This is a genomic window from Sulfitobacter sp. (genome assembly GCF_036960155.1).
GTDB lineage: Bacteria > Pseudomonadota > Alphaproteobacteria > Rhodobacterales > Rhodobacteraceae > Sulfitobacter.
This window is the reverse complement of sequence record NZ_JBALWB010000018.1, coordinates 53,657-72,366: the sequence shown is the minus strand read 5'-3', so window position 1 is coordinate 72,366 and position 18,710 is coordinate 53,657. Positions and strand designations below refer to the sequence as shown.

Genomic DNA, 18,710 nt, shown 5'->3' with positions numbered 1-18,710 from the left:
ATCCATCCCCTGTCTCACAACGTAGTTAGAAGACAAAGTGATCCAAAGTCAGATCAGTCATATCGACGCCTTGCAGGGTAATCGTATTACCCAAACCATCGCTGATCACGGCATCGCTGCCTGATTGGTTTAGGTGATTGGTACCCAGATCGGTGAAATTTGCTATCGCAGTAACCGCCGCCAGATTGAGTGTCTCGCCAGATTGCGCGGTGTCAAAATCCATAACGTTGTCCTGACCAAAACTGTCTTCGAACATAAATTGATCACCACCAGCACCGCCCCATAGAACGTCATCACCGCCCTGACCATATAGCGTGTCATTCCCGCTCATGCCCCAAAGGGCATCATTGCCTGCGCGCCCGTATAGAACGTCGCCGCCATCATGACCCCAAAGGGTGTTATTGCCACTGTCACCACGCAGGTTGTCGCTGAATTCTGAACCGTAAACGTTTTCGATCAAGACATACGTATCGCCTGCCGCATCGCCCAAATTACTGGCTGATATCTGAAGATCAGCCAGAACGCCTGCTGTCGCGTCACTATATTGTACGCGGTCTACGCCGCTGCCGCCATTAAGTGCATCACTGCCTGTACCGCCCAGCAAAATGTCATCACCTGCACCACCGCGCAAGTCATCGTCACCCGCTTGTCCGTACAAGGTGTCGTTTCCGCCCATCCCCGAGAGGACGTCATTACCCGCACGCCCGAAGAGAACATCGCCGCCGCCGTCGCCCCAAAGGGAGTTGTTTCCACTGTCACCACGCAGGTTGTCGCTGAATGCGGAACCGTAAACGTTTTCGATCAAGACATATGTATCACCTGCCGCATCCCCCAGATTATTGTCTGCATCCTGAAGATCGACCAAAACACCTGCGGTGGCATCGTTATATTGAGCGCGATCTACGCCACTGCCGCCGTTGAGAATATCACTGCCCGCACCGCCCAGTAGAATGTCATTGCCCGCGCCACCGCGCAGATCATCGTCATTGCCCTGTCCGTATAACGTGTCATTTCCGTTCATCCCCGAGAGGATGTCATTACCCGCACGCCCATACAGAATATCGCCGCCATTGTACCCCCAAATGGTGTTAGCCGCGCCATCGCCGCGCAGATTGTCACTGAACCCAGAACCATAGATATTTTCGATTGAAGCATATGTATCGCCTGCCGCATCACCCAAGTTGTTCGCCGCAACTTGTAGATCAGCCAGAACACCTGCCGTGGCATCGTTATATTGCGCGCGGTCTGTGCCGTTCCCGCCGTTCAATACATCTTTGCCAGCGCCCCCGATAAGGACGTCGTTGTCATCGCCGCCTGACAGCTCATCATCGCCACCGTTCCCAAACAGAGCGTCAGTGCCAGTGCCGCCCTCGATCGTGTCACTGCCAGCACCGCCGCGTAGGTCATTTGCAACCGTATTTCCGGTGATCTCGTCATTACCTGATCCGCCAATCGCGTTTTCGATCACCGCATCATATGCAATGGCAACATCATTGAGGCTGTCAAAGCTGGAGAAGGTGGCCTCAACCAAGCTCAGGGTAACATCAGTTGTTTTAGCAGATGCATCAAAGGTGTCGGTACCCGCTGCATCCCAGATAACATCAACTGTTGTATTGCGTGCGCCAACATAGCTGTTGTTGCCCGTTGCGGTTGCTGTATTTGCGCCCCACCGCTCCTGAAGTGCCAGAATATCAAACAGCTGAAGCCCGTCGGCTTGCAAGCCGTTGTCGGGGTTGGCCGTATAGGACAGGATCGAATATTTGCCGTTCTCATACTCATCAGGAAGCGGGTTTGGGCCTTCAAACGGGTGTATCAAGGAAAGGGCATGCAGAATTTCGTGCAGGACAAGATGGTCCTGACCAGAGGCGATATCAATATCGTTGTCATAGACAACAAAGTTATCATAATTCGTCATCGTGACTGCGCCGCTGCCGTTAATCGAGATCCCGTATCCAAAGCCACCAACACCCGCGGTACCACTACCCAGAGAGACTTTCCCAACATTCATTGTCGGGTCGGACTGTCCCGAGACAAGCTGGAAGTCGACATTTGCGATGGTCTCTACATACTCAAGAAGCTCTTCATATCTGGCCTTTTCGGCAGACGTGAAAGCGGTCCAACCTGAGAACTGGCTAGATAAATCGCCGGGCTGTGAAGTGCCTGCGTATTGGTATGTGAATACATAAGGAGATGCAGCCGAACTGTCGCCGTTCAGCGGCCCGGGTACAGTATATACCGTCCCTGACGTTGTGGTGATGGACAGGTCATCGGACACTCCGGCAATCGCTGCTGCTCTCGTAATCATGCGGTGCTCTCCTCATTCTCATCGCTCGGGCATTAAGACATATTAACTTTGTCTTTCTTGAGGCCTGAATATGGAGTTTATCCTCAATCCTATACGTGTTGATCGAGGCAATCAGCGCGGCAGCAGCGCTCGGGTCCACATGGAAAATCAGGCATAACTCCTTAAAGCCCCCCAGCTTTTGTCAGATTGACACGGAACCGATCCCGCCTGCGTTGGTAACGACGTGTCATCTCGATTGAGGCATGCCCAAGCTGTTTTTGAACATAGCGCTCATCCACCTGCGCCCCCGAGGCAAGCCCCGCACGCAGACTATGACCTGAAAACAGGCCCACACGTTCGGCTTCGGGCAGCTCACTGCGCAATCCGGCATCCAACACCGTCCTCTTGATCAGGCGCGCGACATGTTTATCCGACAGGCGCGTATTAAGAGCATGTGTATTATCCCGCGACGTGCGTCTGAACAAGGGACCGAAGTCGATCTTGGCGAAATGCAGCCACTGCTCCAGCGCATGTACAGGGCAGGTTTGCTCGGATGAGCCCCGGCCAATCTCAACTTCGCGCCAGCCCGTTTTGCCGCGCAAAAACAAGATTGCGCCCTCATCTTCGATCTCGATCCAACCACCGCTATCAGGGGTATCATCGCGGCTGTGATCTAGGCTCACAATCTCGGACCGGCGCAGCCCGCCAGCATACCCGATCAACAGGATCGCGCGATCCCGCAGCCCGCGCAGATCAAAGTGCAGCGTGGCGATCATGGCGCGGATGTCCTCTGCCAGCACGGCTTCTTTTTGGACAGGCGGGCGGGCATGCTTGCGTTTGATCCCAGCGAGAACCGTGGCGATGTGGCGGTTCTTGCGATCCAACACAAAACCGCGCTGCTGGTACTGCCACGCAAGGCCCGACAGGCGGCGCTCGATGGTAGAGACGGATAGGGCAGGGACCTTGGTGTCGGGTGCCGCACAATTTGCAATATAAAGACCGATAAGGTCGGGGGAGGGGGGCAACGGCTCGGCTCCGCGGCGGCGACACCAACTGGTGAAATGTGCCCAGTCTTTGGCATAAGCCTTGTTGGTGTTCTCAGCTGTCGCCTGACGTGCGTAGTCGCGGGCTGTGTCTACAAGACGATCAAGAGAGCCTGATCCGGCGACGTGATCGGGAACAGTTATGCCTTCGGGAGAGACAGCATCCTCATTGGATAAGGGCGGGTTTGCAGGTTTTGAGGGCGGTTTCTGTTGGTTTTTTGACATGGTGCTGAGCGTATTAAGTTACGTCCGATAATGCAAACTTATTGGACCTAACAATGAACAACAAGGCGCGGCGCTTAAGTGCATATTTTCTGGAAATAAACGCCGGAGTACCTTAAACTACCTCCATGAAAATCACACCTAAATCTGATACATGGATGCCCACACAGACCCGCTCCTTGCCGGCCTGGATCACCTCCCGGCAGGGTCAGGATATAGAGCATCTGGCCTTCTCGTCAGGGGCAGCACTTGCCGTGTTGGATGCGGCACTAAGTGATGTGCAAAATGCCCCCTCTGTGGACCTGTGGCGCGACCGTCTTGCATTGGACGCTGCGGTGGCCTGCCTTAAACTGGGCGGCCGTATTGAAACCCTGTCAGGCATGCGCGATGCGGTATGTTTAGCCCGTGCAAGTGACGCGTTAGGCCCTGCGGGAGAGATGTTTTCGATGTGGCGCAAAGCCGCGCAGATCAACTTGAAGGCAAGGGGATGGCAACAGCAGGTGGCACGGCTTTTGCCCAAACAGATGGGTCCGGCCCTGCCTGCAGTATTCAGCAAAAAGGGATCACCTGTCGCGTTAGCGGTACATGCGTTCTCAGAGGCATTGCACCAGTTCCCTAGGCACGAAACGGCTGCGTTGATTTTGGCAGATGTCGCACTTGCGCGTGCGATGGGGTGGTCACATCCTGTGCCGTTGGGTGCCACGTATCTTACCGCAGCCGATCTGCGGATCATTGTACAGGGTGGTGCCCAGGCTGCGCACCGCATGCACGGGGCGGTGATTGCTGCCTGTGACACTGGCCTCAGGCGGTTGGGTGATGTGTCGCGGCGCGCGGCGCAATTGAACGCCATCACACACCACTTGCGCGCCAAAGGGGCCACACAGGCAGTGTCGGTTTTCCTGAGGTATGATGCTGTGTCACCCTCGGGCATGTTATCGCCAATGATCAAGGGCGGCAGCGTTGCCATGACGGACCGCGCCGCGCGCAGGCTGTGCGAACGTTTGGTGCATCTTGGTGTGGTGCGCGAACTGACAGGAAGGCCGAGCTTTCGGCTGTATGGTTTGTAGAAATGGTGCAAGACACATTTGACCGTGATCTGGCCGATTTGATGCCTGCGCAGCGATGGCGCATGTGGATGGATAGAATCGAAGCCGTGGTTTTTGCCAGCGCCACCCCTGTTTCAACGGCCGATTTGGCACGCATTGTCGGGCAGGGGGCCTCGATTGAGCTGCTGATCAAGGACATTCAGGCCGAGCTTGCAGGCCGTCCTTATGTGTTGACCAAGGGGGCCGAGGGGTGGATGTTTCGCACCCGCGCGCAATTTGCAGATGCCATTCGCGCAGCTGCTGATGTGGGCCCACATCTGTTGGATTTGAACACCGCCGAAATCACGGTTCTTGCAGCCATCGCATTCCATCAACCCCTGAGCCGTGACGGGCTAAAGGACATCTTTGGCAAAGACATCAGTCGTGATCTAATTGTACGCCTACGTACACAAGGTTTGATTACAACAGGCCCGCGCGCACCCCGCCGCGGTGCGCCCCATACCTACGTCACAACGCAAAAATTCCTGACCGTATTTGACCTGCAAGACTTACACGACTTGCCCCACCCCGATGGGCTGCGGGATGCAGGTCTACTTGACTGAGGCTGCCCATCGGCGCACCAAAGACGCAGTGTAGCGGCATGTGGGTATCAGGTGGTTTCTATGCGTATGATAATTTATAGAGTTAGGAGGATATCAAAGGTAATACCCGTTGCACCCCACCCAAAAGACGACCCCTCAACGCACATATATGCCTGCCCATAACGGCCACAATTGTCCCAAACCTCGCCTTTGTGCATACAACACCCTTTTCAAGGCCTGCCTTGACGCGTTAGAGCACTGTCGTATTCGTTTGTTTGACCTTGTAAAGGCGGACATTTCAACCAAGGAACGCCATCTCCCATGACACGCAAACGCTTTTCGCCAAAATCCCGAAATGCACTGGTTGTTTTAGGGATGCACCGCTCGGGCACATCCGCACTTGCTGGTGTGCTGGCACGCCTTGGATGCGACCTGCCCCAAACGCTCATGCCGGCAAACCCATTCAATGAAAAAGGCTATTACGAGTCGATCCAGCTGTATCAGATGAATGACGCCATTTTGGCATCCGGTGGTGCACGGTGGGACGATTGGCAGCCCTTTAACCCCGAATGGGTCGAGACCCACCGCGCAGAAGAATTTTTATCGACAGGGACAACCGTGCTGGAGGAGGAATTTGGCGCCTCCCACCTCTTTGTTCTCAAGGACCCTCGCGTGTGTCTGGTGATGCCCTTTTGGAACCGCCTGTTTAAACAAGAGAAAATCACACCAACCTATGTGCATATCCACCGCAATCCGGTTGCTGTGGCCACATCGCTGAACACCCGTGACGGGATGTCACTGCCCTATGGTATGTTGCTGTGGCTGCGCCACACATTAGACGCCGAAACCGGATCGCGGGGCGCCACACGTTGCTTTACCCGTTACGACCTTCTGCTCGACAATTGGAGCGCCGTTGTCGCCAACATCAAGGAATGCACAGGCCTTGTGTTCCCGCGCGATTCAGATGCGGTTGATATCGAGATTGATACTTTCCTGAGTGCTGATTTAAACAACAGCGACAAAGCCGTGCCCAAGACAAAAGGCCACCGCTTGCTGTCCAATTGGGTAGAGCAAATCTATGCTGTGCTGGAACGTTGGTCTGACACTGGTGAAGATCCAAAAGACTTTTCTGTCTTTGACGCCGTGCGCAAAGAATTCGACGCCACTGCGCCCCTGTTCGGCAAGCTGATACGCGAAGGCACCCAACACAAAGCCGCGCTAGACCTCACAACATCCGAGCTGGCCGAAACACGTCAGGAACTCGTTGATGTAAAAATCAGCAGCCAAGGGTCCATACGCGACTATGAGGAGCAAGCCCAAGACGTGGCCGCACGGCTGAAAGCCAGCGAAGCCGAAACCCAGTCCCAGATCGAAGAAACGGCAAACCTGCTGGCAGACCTGACAGCCAGCGCTGCCAGCCTTGAGACGCTGGAGGCGCAACGCCTGACAGCCGAGCGGACCAATGCCGCGCTGACAGAAGATTTGACACGCAGCGCACAAGAGCTTGAAACCCTACGCAAAGAATTCACCGCGCTTGATCAAGAGAAATGGCAACTCCAAAGCACGCTTGCACAGCGGACCTCAGAGACCGAAGATCTGACCCGCCAGAATGCAAAAAACGCCGAGCGCATCAACGAACTTACACTGCAACACGAACAGCAACAAAAAGAGATGCGTCTGCTGCGGATAAACATGGAAGCCGAATTTGCGAAAAATCTGGAGGCCACTCTGACACAGAGCCGTACCCAGAATGCCCAGCTCCAAGGCGAGCTGGACGCGCAAAAACAAGCGCACCAACAGCTGGAAAAAACCGCGCGGACGCAACGTGCAACCCTGCAAGCCGACTTTGAAAAGACGCTTGAGACAACCCTTGTTGCACGCCGCAAGCAAAGCGATCAACAGCTACAGCAGCTCACCGAGCAAGAGGCGGAGCAGCGCGCGCGCATTGAAGAAGTCGCCGCTGACAACTGGGCATTGCGCAACAGTACATCGTGGAAAATTACCAAACCACTGCGCAGTCTCGTTCTTCTTCTCAGATCCCGTTAATCGCTAGGCACGTCCTCGCTTATAAACTCTGCCGCCCATCATGACTGTTGTCTTTGCATACAAATGTATCTGTATTTAAAGTGTTCCAATATTTCTAAATTTCTTTTCCGACCCGTTTGAAAGATATCCCAAAATGCGATCTCTGATTACCGAAGTATTTTCCCCTGATTGGTACTTGTCCGAAAATCCTGATGTGCAGTCTTTTCCAAACGGTCCGCAGGCCCATTATCTGACGTTTGGCTGGCGCGAGGGACGATCGCCGCATCCGCTGTTCGACACCAGTTGGTATCTGCAGCAGGCACCAGACTTGGCGCTGCAGGGTCTGGAACCCACTACTGACTACTGCAACATGGGCTGGCGTGAAATGCGCAGCCCCCATCCGCTGTTCAATCCGTCTTGGTATCTGCTGCAAAACCCTGATGTCATGGCCGCCAACATTGATCCGTGGTGGCATTACTTACAAAAAGGCTGGCGCGAGGGGCGCACCCTGCACCCGCTGTTTGACACAAATTGGTATCTGGCCGAAAATCCTGACGTGGCCAAGGCAGGCCTGGAACCCCTGTCGCATTACCTGCAAATGGGCTGGCGTGAGGGGCGCAATCCGCACCCCGTATTTGACGGTGCATGGTACCGCGACCAATACGGGATACAAACCAACCCGTGGCTTGATTATATTACCACAGGCTGGCGTGAGGGGCGCAACCCGCACCCCAAATTTGACGCGCAGTGGTATCAGGACGCCTACCTTGATCCAGCCGCCCAACTGTGTGAGCCGTTGGCCCATTATCTCAGCGCCGGTTGGGAGGAAAACCTGCTCCCCCATAAGGGTTTCCAGTTAGACCCGCAGCCGGGCAAAAAGACGGCTCCGCTCTATGATCAGTTGAACACAGCACCTGTGCTGCGCGCCGCCAACAACCTGCGCACAAATGGATCGCGCGGCCGGCTTATTCTGGTTACCCATGATGCGCAGCTTGGCGGGGCGCAGCGTGTGCTGAAGCTCTTTGCCGACTGGGTGCAATCCTCCACGCGGTTCTCGGTGGGCATTGTCGCGGTCAAGGGCGGCCCTTTCTTGGCTGAGTTCGAAGAAATCGCACCTGTGTTTGTCTTGTCAGACCACGCTGAGGCCGACCGCGCAGCCGCCATGAACGCATGGGCACATGAGGGCGCGGATGCAGGGATCAAAGGGATCTTTGTTAATTCCATCGCCAGCGGCAGTTTCTACAAATACTGGACCGATGACACCCCCAGCGTGGCCTTCATCCACGAGCTGGAAAAGATCCTCGAAATGTACCCCGACGAGGTGGCATTGCTGAAGGAACACACGGACCACGTGGTTTGTGGTGGCCCTGATGTGCTGACTGCCCTGCGCGATGTGCACGGGATCGCACCTGAACGCCTCACGGCAGCGCACAGCTTTGTCGAAGCGTTGCCCGCAGATGATACCGAGGCTGACCGCATGGCACGCCGCGCGGCCGCGCGTACCGCCATGGGCATCCCACCTGAACGTATTCTGGTGATGGGTTGCGGCGTGGCGCACTGGCGCAAATCACCAGACAAATTTGTGGAAACCGCCGCGCGCGTATTGGCCAGCGGTGTGGATGCACAATTTGTCTGGCTCGGCGGCGGCCCGGATGTGGATGATTGCATCGCCCAAGCCACCGCAGCAGGCATTCAGGACCGCGTGACATTCGCAGGTTACGAACCTGACGTGGCAGGCAAGTTGGCAGGCGCCGATGTCTTCTTGCTCAGCTCACAAGAGGATCCATTCCCGCTGGTGATGATCTATGCGGCCCAAGCAGGAGTGCCTGTGGTCTGTTTCAAAGACGCAGGCGGCGCCGAACATTTTGTACGTGATGGCAGCGGCGTTTCCGTGCCCTTCATGGACATCCCCGCAATGGCCGATGCGGTCACGCATTATGCGCGCGATCCTGCCCTGCGCACCCAAGTGGGTGAAATCGGCATGAAGCAAGTCGCCACCAAACACACCATCAACGTGGTCGCCCCCCTGCTGCTGCATCATTTGCGCGAAGTGGCCGGCATGACCCCCGAGGTCAGCGTGGTGCTGCCCAACTATAACTACGAAGATTACCTGCCAGAGCGCCTTGATAGTATCACAGCCCAAGAGTTTCAGGATTTCGAGATTATCCTGCTGGATGATGCCTCGCCTGATAATTCTGCCAAGCTGCTGACTGATTTTGCAGCCACCCGTCCGGGGACGCAGGTAAAGCTCAACACCGAAAACTCAGGCTCGCCGTTCAAACAGTGGATGCTGGGCATGGATATGGCCAAATCCGATATCATTTGGCTGGCTGAAGCGGATGACTATTGCGAACCCGATCTTCTGACCACCCTGTTGCCGATGTTTGATGACCGCAACATGCGCATGGCATCGTGTATGTCCGTACCTGTGCGCGCGGATGGATCGGTGATTGGGGATTACCGCCCGATCTATCTGGACCGCATCGCGCCGGGCCGCTTTGACAATGATTACATCGTGACCGACAACGAAGAAGCAAACCACGGCCTTGGCATTGCCAACACGATCCCCAACGCCAGCGGCGTGATGTTCCGCCGCTTTGATGCAGAACCCGAGTTCATCGAGAAGGTCACCAACATGCGCCTGTGTGGCGACTGGTTCTTCTATACTCGTGCGATGAAGGGCGGGCTTGTGGGCTTCTCCACGGCACCGCTCAACTATCACCGCCGTCATACCGAAACCGTGACACATAAACTCGAAGGGTCACTGCGCTACTTCGAGGAACTGGCAGATGTGCGAGCCTATCTGGGCCGTACATATGTGCAGGGCCCTGCCGCGCGCACGCAAATTCAGGCGTTTTTGGATCAGGATGTTGCCCGTTTCAACGTGGCCGACCCTGCCGCATTGGCACAGGCCCCTGAACCGGCCAAATCCCTACCCACCTTGTTGGTGGTTGCCCCTGATCTGTCCCCGGGGGGCGGGCAAATGTTTGCTATCTCACTGGCCAATGAATGGGCTGCACGGGGTGGGCGGGCAGTGCTGTTCAATGTCGCCTCCCAACCCACACACCCTGCTGTTCTGGCCAAGCTGGACATCGGCGTTGCCTATTACGAAAACGGCGGCCCGGGTGCATACCTCGATGAAATCGTCACACGCCACGATGTGGACATCATCCACTCCAGCATCTGGTGGGCCGATGCCATGGTCGACAGCTACCGCGAAAAACTGCCTGCCGATATCCCGTGGATCATCTCGATGCATGGTTGCCACGAGACATTTATCAAACATCCCGAAATTGACGGCACCTTCCCCGAGCGGATGAAGCGCATGCTGACCCGCGCCAGCGCCTGGGTTTATACGGCCGAGAAAAACCTCGCCATCTTTGACACATACCCCCGCCCTGAAACGCTGCTGCGCATTCCCAACGGGATGCGTGCCGAACCTGTGGGCACGGTGCTGGAACGCAGTGCGCTAGGGCTGCGCGAAGATGCTGTGGTGATGTGTCTTGCGTCGCGCGCGATCCCGTCCAAAGGCTGGGGTGAGGCGATTGCCCTTACACAGAGCCTGAATGCACAAGGCCACAAGGTAGACCTGATGCTGATTGGTGAGGGGCCCTCTGCGGATGCCGCACGTGCCGCAGCACCTGATAACGTCCATCTGATGGGGCAGGTTTCAAACCTTCAAGATTACTTTGCCGTGGCTGACATAGGCCTGCTGCCCAGCTATTTTGTAGGTGAATCCCTGCCGCTGGTTTTGATCGAAATGATGGCCAAAGGTCTGCCACTGATCGCAACTGATATTGGCGAAATCGCTGATATTCTGGGGACGGGCCCGCAAGCAGCGGGCATTCTGGTGCCGCTCAAAGGCGAAGGGTTGGACACAGACGATTTTGCACAAGCCGCAAGACGTATGCTGGACGCAAGTGTGCGCGAAGCCTTTGGCGGCCATGCCCAAGCACGCTTTGATGCACAATTCAAATTGGACCGCATGGTAAACAGATATGCAGCCCTTTATAGTGATGTAGGCGCATCGCGCTGGAAGAAGAACACTGTGCTCAGTGAGGGCTCCAATGACACCTAACCCGCTTATCCTCCACATTGGTCTTCAAAAGACAGGCACCAGCAGTATTCAGGTTATGCTTGCGGGGTCGGCAGCCTATCTGGACACGCAAGGCTATCATTTTCCACATCTTCCCGATGCCTCCGAAGACGAAAGCCGCCTGTCTACCTCACCTTTCAGGCACAACCGCATTGCGGGCACCTATGCCGATTATCCCAGCTCCTTTAAGCCATTGAACGAGGATGCCCTGCAGACCCTGTGGGCCCAGATTGACGGGGATACGCGCACCGCTGTTCTCTCCGCCGAGGATTTTTCACGGCAAAAGAAATACGCAGACCTTGGTGTTGCACTCAGCGGGTTTGACGTTGAGGTTGTTCTCTATGTCAGGCGTCAGGACCTGTTTGCGGAATCCCTGTACAACCAGCGTAATAAAATCCTGCTGCAAAGATGCAGCACAGATCATCTGGGCGCGCATTTCCTGACCGAGCAAGACCTCTTCGCCTTTCTCAATCGCGAAGCTTATATCCCCATTATGAACTTCTCGCGGCTGCTGTCAGAGATCGAGACGCACATCAAACCTGCAAAGGTCCATGTGCGCCAGTTCGATCGCGACCTGCTGGAAGGCGGGGATGTTTGTAGTGATTTTTGCGCCCTGTTCGACTGGGACTATAAAAAGATGTCCATACCTGGCCATGACACAAACGGATCAGTCTCTAATGCGGTCCTCACATCCGTTAATCAGGTTTTCCTTGATCATGGTCCAGACGCTGCAAAACAGAAAATGAACGAGATCAACCAGTCCATTCAGGACGGTGAAAACCTGTCAGGCTCCTACAAGGTACTCTCCCCCAAGACACGCAATACAGTGCGACGCCAATACAACGAAATCAACGGCGATCTACACGCACGTTATGATGTCGATCTTACTGCGCGTAGCGATCTGTAAACGTCTTCATGATGTGGTTGACCATCGGCTGAGCCACGTGTTTGCGGTCCCACAGCCATGCTTTTTCCTGCGTTGAGTTCATGACCATGTCGTAGCTGGGGAAGTATTTGCACTGCTCATACGTTTGGGTCAGCGTTTGTGCGGCGACAACCAGCGTGGATTTTGCCAGACTATTGGCCACAACAACATCCATATCGGTAAATGTCGCATCTAATGGAACAGGTGAAACCGTCAGGATGATTTTTGCATCCGGTCTCAGGGCGGTCACGGCCTCAATTATCTTTTTACCCGCTTCCAGATTCTGTTCCAGTGACAAGAATTGGAATTCCAGATCCTGGCCTACTGCAGCTTTTGGATCAGGTGTCACGTTCAAATACCGCTTGCTTGCCAGATCAAAAAAGCTTTCGCACAGGCCCAGTGTGAACACAAAAACATCGGCGCTTGCAGCCGCTTCGCGGTACGTTTCGGTAATCAGCGCACGGCGCCTATTGCACTGTTCAAGCGTTTTGGATTTGAACAGTCGCGTGTAGTGATAATCGTGAAAATTACCGCCACCCGCAGAATACAACAGCCCCTCATCCGCGTCTCGCGTGCCCGCGATCTCTTGCATCAGGTCCGCCATGGAACCCAGATTATAGCGGTTCAAAAACGCCGTGGGCCGCCCCATGACGCCGGCGTTACGCTCAAACTCATCGGGGTTGTCAGCAATGGTTTTCAAAAACATTGTCTTGGTCGCGGGGTCAAATCCAACCGTCTCGATGGCATCTTCGATCTCACGCGCGAAACACGAACCAACACAAAAGAACCGTGCGTCTTTGGGTAGCGTTAAATCCGTTGGCCCCGCAATATCGGCATAGCCATTGTGGATGCGTGCCGCGGCAAGGTGCGGCTCCATGCTTTGCTCGTTTTTGGGCGCCCAAATGGCGAATTTGTTTGCGCGCATACGCGCGAATGCATCTTTGTAAGAAGCCATTGAAAATACCTAATGTTCAGTCGGATCACCCCTAAAGCAATACTGTTCACCCTGCCGTGTCAAGGCGATTGCGATCCGTAAGGCACCAACACGCGCACATCATATTTTTAATATATTACAGCAACTTAACACGCATTTATCTTGACGTAAGGACTGCCAACAATGGTGGACAGCCCTTGCGATTACCGCTAGATTGCGATCAATTCAGATAAGACCCGGCCGCATCAAGCATTCCGCATATGCTGGACGGCTTTGCCACGACACATCGAGGAGATATTCAATGAAAGCTCTTGTCATCGGCGGCTGCGGATTTATCGGATCGCATGTGGTGGATCGTCTGCTGGCCCAAGGTGCCAGCGTGCGGGTTCTGGATCGTCGCCCCGAGATGTACCGCCCCCCCTTAGAAGGGGTCGAATACGTTATGTGCGACCTCAGCGATACGGCCCAGATATTTGAGGCATTGGTGGGCGTGGATGCTGTGATCCATCTGGCCAGCACAACCGTTCCGGCAACATCAAATATGGACCCCGTTGCGGATATCACAGGCAACCTGATTGCCATGGTGCGCCTGCTCGAAGTGATGCGCCAAACAAACGTGCGCAAGATGGTCTACCTTTCCTCGGGCGGGACGGTGTATGGCGTGCCCCAAACCGATCCGGTGGCAGAAACCCACCCCCTCAATCCGATCAGCTCATATGGTGTGGTGAAGATCGCAATCGAGAACTACCTGTTCATGGAACACAAATTGCACGGGTTGCAGCACGTTATTTTGCGCGCCTCCAACCCCTATGGCCCCCGTCAGGGACATACCGGCACCCAAGGCATTATCGGGACGTACCTGTGGCGTTTAGCACAAGGCGAACAAATCGAGGTCTGGGGTGATGGCAGTGTTGTGCGCGATTATATCCACGTGCACGATCTGGCAGAGTTGTGCCACAGCGCCCTCATCAGTGACGTAAGTGGTACCTTCAATGCAGGCAGCAATGATGGTGCATCCGTCAACGACATTGTGGATCACATCCGCAGAACCGTAAGCAGCGACATCACCCCGATATACAAACCCGGCCGTGGGTTTGATGTGCCGCGCGTTGTACTGGACACAAGCAAGGCCCAATCCCAGTTGAACTGGGGCAAGAAAATCTCGCTTGGGACTGGAATAGAAGACACGTGGAAATGGGTTCAGGCGCAGCTGAAGTGATACGCGCCACATCTCAATTCTAGAGCTCGAAACAAAAACGCGCGCGGAATATCCGCGCGCGTTTAATCAAACCAGTTAGTTTATTTGATTACAGTACCTTAGTATCAAAGAGGATATTACCCTCTTTGTAATCCTCAAGCTGCATACCATTCAGTCTGCCCTTGAGACGTTCGTTCAAATCGCTTGATTGCTTTTTGCCCGTCAGGCGTTGTTCCAGACCGTCCAGCGCACCGCGCTTTAGACGCACCTTGGCGTGTTTGGCGATCTTCTTCACCGATCCAGCAACATCGCCTGTGACCTCGTCATATTCCAACGACAGGTACGGCACGTTGAACATCTCGAAAAAGGCTTTCCAGCGCAGATTATCAAAAACCAGTTCGCGGTAAGCACGGGCAAGCAATTCGTCAGGCACATCTACGTCCCCCATCTGAGAGGTCTTCATGCGGCTGTTCCATTTCTGGGTCTTAACCGCAATCGCCAGCGATACAGCCTGTGCCACCGTATCTTCGCGGTGGATAAAGACATAGAACCGTTCGGCCGGGTGCTGAAAATAACCAGTGCGCAACGCCTGATTGAAGTGTTGAAAGTGCATTTTGACCGCGTGCACATTATTGTCGGACTTATAATGCGCGGCTAGTTTTCCGAGATAATCAGCATAAGAGGTCGCGCCGAGGTTGTTGTAGTTTTCTTCAAAAATCGTATGTGGGCGGTCGCCTTTGTTTTCCTGATTGTTGTTGAAAAACTCATCAGGGCACCCCAGACATTCACTGTTGAGCATGGCCTCTGCCAGCAGGGTTGATCCGCTTCGTGGCGTGCTACACAGCAAGATTTCTTTGTGGGGTGCTTCTGTCATATCATTTTCCAAAAATGTCATTTCCTGCCCACAGCGATCCAATGCGTCGACGTATCAACACGTTGAATTGAAATATTTTTATCAGGCAAGTTTAGACATGTACTTTCTTTTACTAGTTCCAACACAGGACGTCCCGATAGTTTAGCAACCACCTCTAACCTTGTCCAATGCTCAAAGAACGGTGTGTCGCTCGGTGCAAAGTGCTGCGCTAGAAAAGGCGGGACCTCTGTATTGCGGCTTTCTACATCCACGGCGTAGGTCGCGCTGTCTTGGGCCGCAGGCACAAAAACAAAGCGTAGGCCGTGAACATCATAGCTGGCCGGGCCAGAGGCATTGCTATCGGTGATAACAATGCCCCCAAAAACCCGTGCAACAACCTGATCAGCAGGTGATGCCACCATCAACAAATACCACCTGGCCTTGCATGTTTGTTGTGCCTGAAATGACCAGATCCACCACTTTGAAGATGTTCTCGTCATTGGACAACGAACCTGTGGGGGTCCGGCGCTTGATCGCGTTCAACTGCTCGGGGCGCAGCACAGACGACATTTCGCTCTCGAAGAAACCGGGTGCAACACAGTTCACAAAGATACCCGCTTCGCCAACTTCACGTGCCAAGGCCCGCATCATCGCATCCAGATACCCTTTGGAACCCGCATAAACTGACAGGCCCGCATAACCGCGTGAACCGCAGATCGAGGAGATGTTGCAGATGTTGCCGCTGCCCTGCAGCAGCATACGTTTGATCGCAACACGGGTCAGCAATGTAGGGCCAACGATGTTGATGTTGACGATTTGCTGGATCGTTTCGGGATCAGTGTGCATCAGCAACTGGTCCTGACCGATGGCTGCGTTGTTCACAACACTGTCCAGCTGGCCGCCAAACTTGTCGCACACTGTGTTCACAAACGCCGTAACGCCGTTCACATCGACCGCATCAAGTGGCGCAAAGTAAAAGCTGTCACCGTATTTGGTGCTCAGATCGTCCATGGCCTCGGTGTGCGAGCGTGCGAATGTCGCTACTTTGTTACCCGCTTCCAAAAGCTGTGTAACCATGTGCAAGCCAAGTCCGCGGGAGCCGCCACTGACGATGATCGATTGTCCGGTCGTATGCATTTTGCTTATTCCTTATTCAATTTCAGTCCCGCCAAATCTGTGCGGCAGGGTCAACTTTTCAAACTGGCTTTCATCGGGATATCGCTCAGGAAGTCCCACATGCGCGGTATGGCAAATTCAGCCAAACCCACCTCGCAATGGGCCGTCAGCATCAGCTCGGCTGCCATCTCGTCCATTGGTTTGCGCAACACAACACTCGCGACAGGCAGCGCGCCCATCAACGGGGCTTTGCGCGCCACAACCCGTGCCCAGATCACATCTTCATGCGCCATCAGATGCGCTTCGATGTCTTGGGGAAATGCCTTTTGCCCGCCAACATTGATCATCGTATTGCCGGCACGGCCTAGGAAATAAACGCGGTCACCGCGTTGTTCCACCAGATCCTGCGTGTCCACCCAGCCACTGCCATCCGTGCGGTTCGCATAAGGAGAGCGGATATACAAACGCCCTTCTTCAACCTTCACACTGATTGCACCGTCCGTGCGCTCCAGCAGGTCGGCCTTAAAGCCTGCCTTCCCATCACTGACCACAATCGCCGCGCCTGCCTCGGAAGAGGCATAGATATGGCGGATGCGGGCCTGCGGATACAAAACTGCAAGCCGGTCCAGAATGGCCTGATCTACAATCTCACCGCCCATGGAAATGCTGCGCAACTGCGCCCGCATCAGCGTGTCTTCGTCGATCGACATCAGCGCATGACGCCAGAACGTCGGCGTCGAGGAAATCGCCGTGACCACACCGCGTGTCACCGCATTCTCAAAGCTGGCAGCAAGGTCGCTGAAATCACCGGGGATCAGGCCTTGGCCGTCTTTGAACAGCCCCAGCGCCACCATCTGGTACCACGCATAAGAGCCGATCTGATACGGCATGAACCATGTGTTTTCGGGCAGTGATTGCACACGGTCAAAGGTATTAAGTGTGGCAGCCGTATGCGGAATAAGCTTGAGCAAACCCGTGGTGCCAGACGTAAGCACCGTGACACGGCCCTGTTGGATCTCACCCGCAGCAACGGCACCGCCCACAGCACTGCCATCATGGGCATTGCGCAGTTGCACCGCATTTTCGGCAAAGCGCCCCTCGACTTCGGGAGACAGGCGCGCGCGCTCAATCACCCCAAAATCCAGATCATGAGACATGCCATAAGCCACACATCCCAACGCTTCGCGCATGCTGTCCACGACAAACACACAGCGCTGGTTGCTCAGATCTTGAGCCCCCAACGCTGCGGCCGCTTCATCACGCAACCCAGCAATATCTACGCTGGTGTCGCCAAAATGCACACGGTTTAGATCACACAGATCGGTCATGCCGCTTTGGTTGCTTCCTCAAAGAAGTCCAACACGTCTTTGACAGTTTCAATCTTGCGCATGGAGGCCGCATCAAACGTCAGCTCGCCCCCGATTTTGAATTCGATGCGCAATGCCGCTTCGGAGAAATCAAGGCTGCGAAAGTTAACATCGCGTGTGGCTTGGCTTTCGTCCGTGATCTCGGCACGGCCTTTTTTAGTCATGATCATGTTCATGATGTTCAGAATTTCTGTGCGTTCCATGTGTCTCTTTCAATCAAATGGTTTGGAATTATAGGTCTAGCTCTGCGGCCTCGGCGTCGATCTCGGCGCCAAGTTGTGCAATGCGTTCGCGGGCATGCTCAGGATAAGCATCCGCAAAATGTTTGTGCCACGGATGGCGGGTGCGGGTTTCCATATGCATCAGCAATCGCACAGGGCCCGCGACTTCGCCGTCGGGGCCTGTGATCAGCGCGCCTGTGGGAATTTCACCGCTGGCCACTGCGCCTGCGGCAATAAATGCCCCGCGGCCAATCCGGACACCCGGCATCAACTGGGCGTTCACGCAGATGGTGACCATATCGCCAATGGTGACAGGGTCTGCCAGATGCGACGGCGGCAGCGGATCATTCATCAACGTGGTCAGTGAGAACAGCCAGACAAAATCACCAATGTCAGATCCTTTGCCGACATGGGCATAGGCGTGCATGCGCACGAAATCACCAATCCGCCCACTGCCCTCAATGTCCGAGAAATTACCAACCCGCAGGTTTTCCCCAATCATCGATCCTTCACGAATCACAACGTGGTGGCCTGTCTCTAGCTTGGGACCGATCGTGGATCCCTCATACAACACAGCATGCGAGCGCACAGTTGCATCCGCCCCCAGAACAAGCGGGCCGTTTTCGCCCGGACCAGGATGGCCGATCACACAGAAATCACCAATGGAGCAATTGTCCCCGATCTCGACGTTGCCATAGACACGTGTGCCATGGCCGATCGTGACATTGCTGCCAATCTTTGCCGAAGGGTCAATCAAATTGTCCATACGTTACCTTCCTACCGAATTCTTCGTTTCCCT

At 54.8% G+C, this 18,710-nt stretch carries 15 protein-coding genes; 6 read left to right on the top strand and 9 right to left on the bottom strand.

What is annotated here, in order from left to right; all coding sequences use genetic code 11:
• Positions 1 to 25: 25 nt before the first annotated feature.
• On the bottom strand, positions 26 to 2,305 hold the full coding sequence (locus V7775_RS22500; protein ID WP_335754183.1) for a M10 family metallopeptidase C-terminal domain-containing protein: 2,280 nt from the start codon (positions 2,303 to 2,305) through the stop codon (positions 26 to 28).
• Between the two features lie 161 nt (positions 2,306 to 2,466).
• On the bottom strand, positions 2,467 to 3,552 hold the full coding sequence (locus tag V7775_RS22495) for a tyrosine-type recombinase/integrase (protein WP_335754182.1): 1,086 nt from the start codon (positions 3,550 to 3,552) through the stop codon (positions 2,467 to 2,469).
• A 125-nt stretch (positions 3,553 to 3,677) separates the two neighbouring features.
• Between V7775_RS22495 and V7775_RS22490 the strand changes: the two genes are divergently transcribed.
• From V7775_RS22490 to V7775_RS22470, 5 genes are all read left to right on the top strand, one after another.
• Positions 3,678 to 4,616 (top strand): DUF1403 family protein, encoded by a 939-nt coding sequence (locus V7775_RS22490; RefSeq protein ID WP_335754181.1) that lies wholly within the window; start codon positions 3,678 to 3,680, stop codon positions 4,614 to 4,616.
• A 2-nt stretch (positions 4,617 to 4,618) separates the two neighbouring features.
• Positions 4,619 to 5,197 carry an SMC-Scp complex subunit ScpB gene (gene scpB, locus V7775_RS22485; RefSeq protein WP_335754180.1) on the top strand — a complete coding sequence of 193 codons (579 nt, stop codon included), beginning with the start codon at positions 4,619 to 4,621 and terminating at the stop codon, positions 5,195 to 5,197.
• 300 nt (positions 5,198 to 5,497) lie between these two features.
• Positions 5,498 to 7,222, top strand: a complete 1,725-nt coding sequence (locus V7775_RS22480; RefSeq protein WP_335754179.1) for a hypothetical protein — start codon at positions 5,498 to 5,500, stop codon at positions 7,220 to 7,222.
• A 133-nt stretch (positions 7,223 to 7,355) separates the two neighbouring features.
• A complete protein-coding gene (locus V7775_RS22475) occupies positions 7,356 to 11,279 on the top strand; it encodes a glycosyltransferase (protein WP_335754178.1) in 3,924 nt (1,307 codons plus the stop codon).
• Positions 11,269 to 12,204 carry a hypothetical protein gene (locus V7775_RS22470; protein ID WP_335754177.1) on the top strand — a complete coding sequence of 312 codons (936 nt, stop codon included), beginning with the start codon at positions 11,269 to 11,271 and terminating at the stop codon, positions 12,202 to 12,204. The genes V7775_RS22475 and V7775_RS22470 overlap by 11 nt, the downstream gene beginning before the upstream one ends.
• On the opposite strand, the gene V7775_RS22465 is transcribed toward V7775_RS22470, so the two are convergent.
• Complete coding sequence (locus V7775_RS22465) at positions 12,182 to 13,177, bottom strand: GSCFA domain-containing protein (RefSeq protein WP_335754176.1); 996 nt, start codon at positions 13,175 to 13,177, stop codon at positions 12,182 to 12,184. The genes V7775_RS22470 and V7775_RS22465 overlap by 23 nt on opposite strands.
• A gap of 280 nt (positions 13,178 to 13,457) precedes the next feature.
• Here V7775_RS22465 and V7775_RS22460 point away from each other — a divergent pair, with 280 nt between their 5' ends.
• Positions 13,458 to 14,375 (top strand): NAD-dependent epimerase/dehydratase family protein, encoded by a 918-nt coding sequence (locus tag V7775_RS22460; protein WP_335754175.1) that lies wholly within the window; start codon positions 13,458 to 13,460, stop codon positions 14,373 to 14,375.
• Positions 14,376 to 14,463: 88 nt separating this feature from the next.
• Here V7775_RS22460 and V7775_RS22455 read toward each other — a convergent pair whose 3' ends face one another.
• Genes V7775_RS22455 through V7775_RS22430 form a run of 6 tightly spaced genes read right to left on the bottom strand, consistent with a single transcriptional unit; the run spans position 14,464 to position 18,677 of the window.
• Complete coding sequence (locus V7775_RS22455) at positions 14,464 to 15,228, bottom strand: Stf0 family sulfotransferase (protein WP_335754174.1); 765 nt, start codon at positions 15,226 to 15,228, stop codon at positions 14,464 to 14,466.
• A 17-nt stretch (positions 15,229 to 15,245) separates the two neighbouring features.
• Positions 15,246 to 15,629 (bottom strand): hypothetical protein, encoded by a 384-nt coding sequence (locus tag V7775_RS22450; protein WP_335754173.1) that lies wholly within the window; start codon positions 15,627 to 15,629, stop codon positions 15,246 to 15,248.
• Positions 15,610 to 16,344, bottom strand: a complete 735-nt coding sequence (locus tag V7775_RS22445) for an SDR family NAD(P)-dependent oxidoreductase (protein ID WP_335754172.1) — start codon at positions 16,342 to 16,344, stop codon at positions 15,610 to 15,612. The genes V7775_RS22450 and V7775_RS22445 overlap by 20 nt, the downstream gene beginning before the upstream one ends.
• A 50-nt stretch (positions 16,345 to 16,394) precedes the next feature.
• On the bottom strand, positions 16,395 to 17,651 hold the full coding sequence (locus V7775_RS22440; RefSeq protein WP_335754171.1) for an AMP-binding protein: 1,257 nt from the start codon (positions 17,649 to 17,651) through the stop codon (positions 16,395 to 16,397).
• Positions 17,648 to 17,893: a hypothetical protein gene (locus V7775_RS22435; RefSeq protein WP_335754170.1), complete on the bottom strand. Its 246-nt coding sequence runs from the start codon at positions 17,891 to 17,893 to the stop codon at positions 17,648 to 17,650. The genes V7775_RS22440 and V7775_RS22435 overlap by 4 nt, the downstream gene beginning before the upstream one ends.
• 28 nt (positions 17,894 to 17,921) lie before the next feature.
• Positions 17,922 to 18,677, bottom strand: coding sequence for a hypothetical protein (locus V7775_RS22430; protein WP_335754169.1), 756 nt, complete (start codon positions 18,675 to 18,677; stop codon positions 17,922 to 17,924).
• Positions 18,678 to 18,710: the final 33 nt, after the last annotated feature.